This window comes from Sphingobacterium sp. 1.A.4 (genome assembly GCF_002734245.1).
GTDB classification, from domain to species: Bacteria; Bacteroidota; Bacteroidia; order Sphingobacteriales; family Sphingobacteriaceae; genus Sphingobacterium; species Sphingobacterium tenebrionis.
On the sequence record NZ_PEAZ01000108.1, the window covers coordinates 1 to 8,133 of the forward strand.

Below are 8,133 nucleotides of genomic sequence, written 5' to 3' on the forward strand. Positions count from 1 at the left end.
ACCTCTTTCTGTCCCGATTGGACAGAAATGTCAAAATAATCCTTTGAACAATCAATACCTGTTACCATCTTTGTATACCATTTTTGTGGATTACAGCAGCTCTTATCATAACTTATCAATCGTAAAAACAGGCTCCTGGCCTAATGAACTGTCCAAGTTTATGATAGGAATAAGAGAGGGGGATTAACATTGCGAAGGGTCTCTCAAGGACCAATGACGATTAAAAATCTTACTCCCTCTCTCGCTGTATCCTAAATGAAATACAAAATTATATTCTGTCTCTTTAATTCCTATAACTTCCCTACAAACTTACGATGACGGAGAGGTGGATAACAAAAAATAAAATTTCCTATTTCGTTCCTTTTTTGAATTCTGCGTAAGAAACCAGTATATACGCTGTTAGATCCTCTTTAACCGCATTCCTCACAAATTCATAAGTTGGCCTATACTTAGTCTTAAAAAGAGGAAGTTCCGTTGCACTCAAAGGTACCAAACTCAAAATCAACTCATTAGTAAACTTCCTGTCCACCGCACGCTGTTCCTGCTCCAATTCCAATATCTTAATCGCATTTCTTGCCTGTTTCGCCTCTTTTCCAAATAACCTCGATGGTGAAACCCTTAACCCACCTCTGGTTTGACTCGTTTCCACCGCCTTACTATTGTTTTTTGCTCGTTCGATTTCCCTTGCAATCCGACTATCCGTAATCTTCGTTACGACCACCTCATCGATCACAATGGTCGAATTATCCGGAACCATATATATCCTCGAAATATCTCCCAATTCCTGATAAATAAAAGCCGTATCGCGATCATATCCACGAAGGGTTAAGCTTAAATAATCGTATTTCTGACCAGGGATCGTAAAATTTCCCTGCGCATCCGATTTGGTTTCCTTATTCGTCCGTATGTTCTTGATCTGCACATCAGAAATCCTTTTATCACTTTTTAAATCAATGACAATTCCTTTGATATCCTGGGCAAAACTTAAGGTCATCCCAGCAAATAGCAGGATGACCATCAATAGTATTTCTTTTATAGTTCTCATTTTTATTTTGTGTTCCACACATTATTTTCCGGTCTAATATCCGGGTAAACATTGTCTGGGTCTATTTTAACGCTGGAAAGCTTCTCTGTAGTATTCATCCTAAATCTCCAAGTGCTGTTGTTTTCCCAAACTTGTACAGGAAGTTTATGGCGAACTTTCTTTCCAGATTCTGTAGTGGCTTCAATAACAACAGGCATTGGCATTTTCTCCAGATTACTGATGGAAATAAAGGCTCCTTTAGCCGGATCTGAATCCACATATTCTACTTTGTCGATCGCTTGATCCAATTGCCAATTGTTCAATATCCAGCTTCTCCAGAACCAGTTCAGGTTTTCTCCGGTTTCATTTTCGATCACTCGGAAGAAATCCTCTGGTGTAGGGTGTTTATATGCCCAATAGTCAACATATTTACGAAAAGCTGCATCAAAGCGTTCTGGCCCGATCACCTCATCTCTCAAAATACGCATCGCATATCCAGGTTTATAGTAGGCCAATATACCAATATTACGTTCTTTCATACCCTGAGGGGTTGTCATCACGGGCTCAAGACCTGGATTCATGATCATCCGGGTCATCGCATTTCTATTGCCTCTTGGTCTATGGTACTCTCCTTTATTAAACACTTCAGTAGATAGATCGTTGATAAAGGTATTGAACCCTTCGTCCATCCACGCATACAAACGCTCGTTCGATCCTACGATCATAGGAAACCAGATGTGTCCAAATTCATGATCCGTCACGCCCCAAAGGCTACTGCCTCTAGCGCGGCTGCCACAGAAAACAATCGCTGGATATTCCATACCCCCAACATTGGAAGCCACATTAATAGCTACCGGATAAGGGTATTCCATCCATTTCTTGGAATAATATTCGATAGATGCTTTGGTATATTCCGTAGATCTTTCCCAAGCATTTCCACCATTACTTTCCTTCGGATAGGCAGACATGGCCAAGGATTTCTTTCCACTAGGTAAGTTGATTTGTGCCGCGTCTATAATAAAAGCCTTGGAAGATGCCCAAGCAACATCACGGGTGTTGTTCAATCTATATTTCCAGGTCAATGTTGATTTTTGTGGCCTAGAATTCGGATTCGTAACTTCGCTTTCAGAACGGATCAAAACGGTTTTATCGCTGTTTTTCGCTTTATTTAATCGCTCCAACTGCTCTTTGGTCCATACTTCCTGCGGATTCAATAGTTCTCCACCCATCACCACGATATGGTTGGCTGGTGCGGTGATCTCCACATTGAAATCCCCATATTCCAGGTAGAACTCGCCTGGTCCGGTGTATGGAAGGTTGTTCCATCCATTCACATCATCGTAAACGGTTACTTTTGGATACCATTGGGCAATGGCGTAAATATCACCGTTGGATGTTTTCAGGATCCCAGTACGATCAGCACCTTCTGCCGGAACGATATAAGAGAAGTCCATACTAAACTCTACTTTTCCACCATTCGCAGCCAAAGTCTTTGGAAGTTCGATGCGCATGCGGGTATCGATGATGCTGTATTTAACTTCATTTCCGGAATGCTCTTTTACATTACTGATCTTATACCCACCTTGAAACTCATTTCCAGAGCTTCCATATCGGCTATTGCTCAATGGAACTACCGCTTGACCAATAGACTCTGGATTGAATAGGTTCTGCTCCAATTGCAACCAGATAAAATCCATTTGGTCCGGACTGTTATTGGTATAGGAAATTTTTACATTTCCTTTTACCTCATGTGTTTGATCATTCAGGCTAACCTTGATATCATAATTTGCTGCATTTTGCCAATATTGATGTCCTGGCTTGCCAGAAGCTGAACGATAAACCGAACCGGTATTGTTATAAAAAACAGGGTTGAAAGCCGCTTTATAATCATATTTTGATTCAACCTTTGTCGCCTGCGGTGCCTGGGTTTGGGCATTTGCTGTTGTGGCTAATAATAAGGCAGCAGCAAATGGAATTAGCATGTTCTTTCTCATAAATTATTTAAGTTTATTGTGGTACTCTTCTTCATTGAATCCGAGAAGAAGTCCTTTTTTGGTTTCTATCAATGGTCTTTTGATCATGGAATTATTGGCTTACGCCAAGTCGTTCCTTTTTTGTTCACTAAACTTTCCCAGCCCAATTCCTTCTCCCACTTCAGCAATTGGGCCTCTGTTGCAGGTTCTTTTTTATAATCATGGAATTCATAAGCAATTTGGTTTTCATTCAACCAGTCTAAAGCTTTTTTAACTGTATTGCAATTCTTGATTCCGTAAACTTGTAGCATATTTAAATTGTTTCCATGTGAATATTGAAAGCTAAAKATATTTCTTTGAATCTAAAAAAAACTTTATCTTTATTTTATTAAAGAAACTAAGATAGAAAAACTATGAGCCTAAAAGATTTCAAAGGTGTTTTAACTGGAGATCAAGTACAAGAATTATTTGAAATTGCGAAGCAACATAACTTTGCATTGCCAGCTGTAAATGTCATCGGAACGGATTCGATCAATGCTGTTATGGAGACTGCTAAGAAAGTGAACTCTCCTGTAATTATTCAATTATCAAATGGTGGTGCACAATTCTATGCTGGAAAATCATTGAACAATGATGGTTTGCAGGCTTGTATTTTAGGTGCAGTATCTGCAGCTCAACACGTTCATTTGTTGGCAGAGCATTATGGGGTTGCAGTAATGTTACATACCGACCATGCTGCTAAAAAATTACTTCCTTGGATCGACGGATTATTGGATGCTGGCGAGAAATTCTATGCTCAACATGGTAAACCTTTATTCTCTTCGCACATGTTGGATTTATCTGAAGAGCCAATCGAGGAGAATATCGAAATCTCTAAAAAATATTTAGAGCGCATGAAGCCTCTTGGTATGACGGTAGAGATTGAATTGGGTGTAACAGGTGGTGAAGAAGATGGTGTGGACAACTCTGATGTGGACAGCTCTAAACTTTATACCCAACCTGAAGAAGTAGCTTATGCTTATAAAGAGCTATCTGAAGTTTCGGATAAATTTACGGTTGCTGCTGCTTTTGGAAATGTACATGGCGTATATAAACCAGGTAATGTGAAATTGCAACCTATTATTCTACATAATTCCCAAGAATATATCCGTGAGAAATTCAATTTAACAGCGGAAAAACCGGTTAACTTTGTATTCCATGGTGGTTCTGGTTCAAGTCCGGAAGAAATCAAGGAAGCGATCTCTTATGGTGCGATTAAAATGAACATTGATACCGATATGCAATGGGCTTTCTGGGATGGTGTTCGTGCTTATGAAGAAAAGAACCATGCTTACCTTCAAGGCCAAATCGGAAATCCTGAAGGTTCTGACTCGCCTAACAAAAAATATTATGATCCACGCGTATGGTTGCGTAAGGGTGAGGAAGCATTCGTTACTCGTTTAACACAGGCGTTTGAAGAATTGAATGCTATTGATGTAAACAGTAAATTATAATTCTACATCTACCGGTTTTATTTAAAACCATTTTTTAAAATATAATAAGGCAGGTTTAATCGAAAGGTTAAACCTGCTTTTTTGTTGTCATATCACCATCAAAAATGTTTGTGGTCATTATTTTTTCCAATAATTATCGTTAATATTACCATATAAGGATTAGGACATGTATAAGGATAGATTTATTAATTTCCTGAAGTTTGAAAAGCGGTATTCTGCCCATACCATCACAGCTTATGAGATGGAAGTGGAAAACCTGTTGAAATTCCTGGAATCCGAGAACATGCCTTTTGAGGAAGTGGACTACAAGTTTCTCCGATATTATTTCTCGACCTTGCGGGAGCAGGGGAAAGAGCCAAGCTCTGTGAACAGGGCCATCTCCTCGATCAAATCCTATTATAAATTTTTGGTTCGCGAGGAGCTGATCGCCAAGAACCCGATGGCCTTGATCAAGGCCATGAAAACTGCCAAGCGATTGCCGGTAGTGGTGGAGAAGGAGAAGATGGTGAAATTATTGGAGCAATTGGATCAGGAAGCGGAGGATTTTGAAAGCCGCAGAGATTTCATTGTCCTGGAATTGCTTTTTGGGACAGGGATTCGGTTGGCGGAATTGTTAAAAATAAAGGAGTCGGATATTGATCTTTATAATAAAAAAATACTTATATTCGGAAAAAGGAGCAAAGAGCGTTTTGTTCCGATACACAAAACCTTGGTTGGGGAGTTAGAAAAATACCTGCAACAAAAAAAAGCACAGCAATTCCAAAACATTTCGGAAGAATTGATCGTTAGCAAAGAAGGGAAGCCTGCATATGCAAAGATGATTTACCAGATCGTAAAAAAGTATCTGAGTATGATTACTTCGCAGAAAAAAAGGAGTCCTCACGTATTGAGACATACTTTTGCAACTGCCCTTTTAGATAACGGCGCTGATTTGAACGCAATTAAAGAATTATTGGGCCACGCTGGATTAACTGCAACACAAGTATATACGCATAATTCAGCCGAGCGATTGAAATCAATTTATAAACAAGCACATCCAAAAGCTTAAAAAAAGGAGGAAAAATGAACATTACAGTGCAATCAATTAAGTTTAATGCTGACAGTAAACTAATCGAGTTCATTAAGAAGAGGTCTGAGAAATTGAATCAATTTTTAGACAACATCATTGAAGGGGTTTGCTACCTCAGATTAGAAAATGTGGATGACGAAGCCAATAAGGTCGTCGAGCTAAAATTTAATGTACCTGGCAACCAACTTTTTGCCAAAGCACAGGCTAAGAGTTTTGAAGAAGCAACAGATATTGCCATTGAATCCATCAGGCGTCAAATAAATAAACATAAAACCAAAACAAGAACGGCAACCAGTAATCATAAAGAATTACTGAACGAAGAAGAAGAATTTTAAGGAAAAAGCCCTCGGTAGAGGGCTTTTTTTTTAGTATTTAGTAGTTAGTATTTAGTAGTTAGACTTTGTATGGCGGCTAATATTTTCTACCAAGATTTTGCAACATAGGTCTTAATACTAAATATTCACTACTAAATACTCACTACTAAATACTCACTACTAACTACTAAATACTTTCCTGCCATAGGTCTAAATACTAACTACTAAATACTCACTACTAAATACTCACTACTAACTACTAACTACTAAATACTTTCCTGCCATAGGTCTAAATACTAACTACTTTATACTAAATACTCCAACACAATTTGGATTAATTCTTAATAATATTTAGATTTGTTCCAAATTAAAGGAAAAAGCAGATGATTTGTCCAGTAGCCAGTTTCGAGGAGATTTTTCAGACAGCGCAAGGTGCAGTATATCAGTGTAGTAGAAAGAATTGTTATTGGTTGGATTTCCAGGGGGAGGCTACGCCATTTAAAGTGCGAGACTTTTTCCAGTTCAAAAAAACAATAGATAGTATTGATGTGGAAGCCATGCTAAACAATTCTTCCAGATCTTTTGATTTTGAAATTATTATGCCTTTTCGCTCGGAAAGGATTTTTATTCTGGCTGTGGAGGATGTACTTAAACTTCAAGAGCTCTTGGCAGGAGCTAAGTTTATGATCGAATTGAATAGTGAAATCAAAGCTTGTCTTCAACAAAAAGCGGTATTAGCCTGGTAAGTTTGTCATCGAAATACTATTCTTTGTCATTCCATTCTCATTCTTTGTAATTATACTGATTCTAAATAGATTAGCCATTTAAACGTTTAATTTAGACTGAATTTGTATAGCAGATTTTTTCGATAAATTTTTTTAAATAGCCGTATCTTTGATATGTCAGTTAGAGGGAATGTATCCTTCAGAACTTAAAATATATTAAAATGAAAGATCTATTAAAATTAAAAACATCCATCTCCGAAGAGATCGAGAACATATTGAACGCACAGGTTAAGATTGAAGCACATGCATCTGCATTGTACTTATCCATGTCTGCTTGGTGTGATGATCAAGGATTAGATAATGCAGCAGCATTCTTCTCTAAACAATCCAATGAAGAACGTGAGCATATGTTGAAGATTTTCAATTATATATCTGCACGTGGTGGTCGTTCCATCTCTCCAGAAGTAACCAACGTTCCTGTTGATTTCGAATCTTTCAGAGGTGTATTTGAACAAACATTAGAGCAAGAAATGTTCGTAACAGAGCAGTTTAACAAAATTGCTGACAAATGTTTCAAAGCAAAAGATTTCGTAACATTCAACTTTATCCAATGGTTCTTAGAAGAGCAGGTAGAAGAAGAATACATTGCACGTCGTATCCTTGAATTGTTCGATGTAATCGGCGAAGAAGGTACCGGTCGTTGGGAAATTGATCGTCATTTAGTTAAAGTAACATTCGACGGCGAATAATCTCCGCGTAAAAAATAAAGAAAAACGGGCTAAAAGTAATTTTTAGCCCGTTTTTTTATACAATTATTTTAAGTTTAAACGTTTTAATGGTAAATTGAGTTTGAAGTATTATTTATTGAAATAAGGAAACATTATAGTTTAATATCTGTGCGAATAATCCTTTCTATAACGATGGCCATTCTGCTGTTCTCGACAGTCTTTCTGAAGGCGTATGCCCAAGAAAACCATCGCAGCATAGAAGGATTGGTCGTAGATACTTCCGGCTTAGGCTTAAAAGGGGTCAATATCCGCCTTGTGGGTGAACAGGATACGCTTAAGACCGTTACTGACAACAATGGATTCTATCAACTCAAGGGGATAAACGGAAAAGTAGTTAATATTTCTTACAGTATGTTTGGTTTGCAGATTGTAAACCGCAGTTATGTTTTCAAGAAGTTTGTAGATCAGATCTATGCCCCCAAAATCAGCATGTTTCCACAATTAAACCTGATCGATGAAGTTAGGATCCTAAAAGTCATTCCAGTTATAAATCGCGGAGATACCATCCAATTTAATATGCGAGCTTTTAGTGTGCCTGAAAAAGCGATGTTGGAAGATGCATTGAAAATAATGCCTGGCTTTCAGGTATTAAGGGATGGTACCACTTATTTCAATGGTCGAATGATCACATCGGTACAGGTCGATGGAAGGAAGTTCTTTGATGGTAACCTATTGATGGCCACGAAGAACCTCCCTGCCGATTTTGTGAAGCATCTGGAGGTTATCGATGACTATGGGGATGTTTCT

Annotated in this window: 10 protein-coding genes and 1 pseudogene; 7 read left to right on the forward strand and 4 right to left on the reverse strand. The window is 38.1% G+C overall.

The features are described from left to right. On the forward strand, positions 1-187 hold a 187-nt coding region (locus tag CRJ00_RS19055), incomplete at its 5' end, for a hypothetical protein (RefSeq protein ID WP_218962212.1). 162 nt (positions 188-349) lie between these two features. Here CRJ00_RS19055 and CRJ00_RS17170 read toward each other — a convergent pair. Genes CRJ00_RS17170 through CRJ00_RS17180 form a run of 4 tightly spaced genes read right to left on the reverse strand, consistent with a single transcriptional unit; the run spans position 350 to position 3,308 of the window. Continuing rightward, positions 350-1,045: a hypothetical protein gene (locus CRJ00_RS17170; protein WP_099367968.1), complete on the reverse strand. Its 696-nt coding sequence runs from the start codon at positions 1,043-1,045 to the stop codon at positions 350-352. 2 nt (positions 1,046-1,047) lie between these two features. Beyond that, complete coding sequence (locus tag CRJ00_RS17175; RefSeq protein WP_099367969.1) at positions 1,048-3,018, reverse strand: M1 family metallopeptidase; 1,971 nt, start codon at positions 3,016-3,018, stop codon at positions 1,048-1,050. Positions 3,019-3,021: 3 nt separating this feature from the next. Next, a complete protein-coding gene (locus tag CRJ00_RS19305) occupies positions 3,022-3,105 on the reverse strand; it encodes an ArsC/Spx/MgsR family protein (RefSeq protein WP_306473118.1) in 84 nt (27 codons plus the stop codon). Further along, complete coding sequence (locus CRJ00_RS17180; RefSeq protein WP_306473117.1) at positions 3,102-3,308, reverse strand: ArsC/Spx/MgsR family protein; 207 nt, start codon at positions 3,306-3,308, stop codon at positions 3,102-3,104. Before CRJ00_RS17180 ends, CRJ00_RS19305 begins: the two co-directional genes overlap by 4 nt. A gap of 102 nt (positions 3,309-3,410) precedes the next feature. Here CRJ00_RS17180 and fbaA point away from each other — a divergent pair, with 102 nt between their 5' ends. The 6 genes and pseudogenes from fbaA to CRJ00_RS17210 all read left to right on the forward strand — a co-directional run. Then, positions 3,411-4,490 carry a class II fructose-bisphosphate aldolase gene (gene fbaA, locus CRJ00_RS17185; RefSeq protein WP_099367970.1) on the forward strand — a complete coding sequence of 360 codons (1,080 nt, stop codon included), beginning with the start codon at positions 3,411-3,413 and terminating at the stop codon, positions 4,488-4,490. Positions 4,491-4,656: 166 nt separating this feature from the next. After that, positions 4,657-5,538 carry a tyrosine-type recombinase/integrase gene (locus tag CRJ00_RS17190; RefSeq protein ID WP_099367971.1) on the forward strand — a complete coding sequence of 294 codons (882 nt, stop codon included), beginning with the start codon at positions 4,657-4,659 and terminating at the stop codon, positions 5,536-5,538. Positions 5,539-5,552: 14 nt separating this feature from the next. Continuing rightward, positions 5,553-5,894, forward strand: a complete 342-nt coding sequence (hpf, locus tag CRJ00_RS17195; RefSeq protein WP_099367972.1) for a ribosome hibernation-promoting factor, HPF/YfiA family — start codon at positions 5,553-5,555, stop codon at positions 5,892-5,894. A gap of 362 nt (positions 5,895-6,256) precedes the next feature. Further along, positions 6,257-6,619 (forward strand): DUF6686 family protein, encoded by a 363-nt coding sequence (locus tag CRJ00_RS17200; protein WP_099367973.1) that lies wholly within the window; start codon positions 6,257-6,259, stop codon positions 6,617-6,619. Positions 6,620-6,819: 200 nt separating this feature from the next. Continuing rightward, positions 6,820-7,347: a ferritin gene (locus CRJ00_RS17205; RefSeq protein WP_099367974.1), complete on the forward strand. Its 528-nt coding sequence runs from the start codon at positions 6,820-6,822 to the stop codon at positions 7,345-7,347. A gap of 171 nt (positions 7,348-7,518) precedes the next feature. Further along, positions 7,519-8,133: pseudogene (locus tag CRJ00_RS17210) on the forward strand (carboxypeptidase-like regulatory domain-containing protein); the annotation flags it as partial.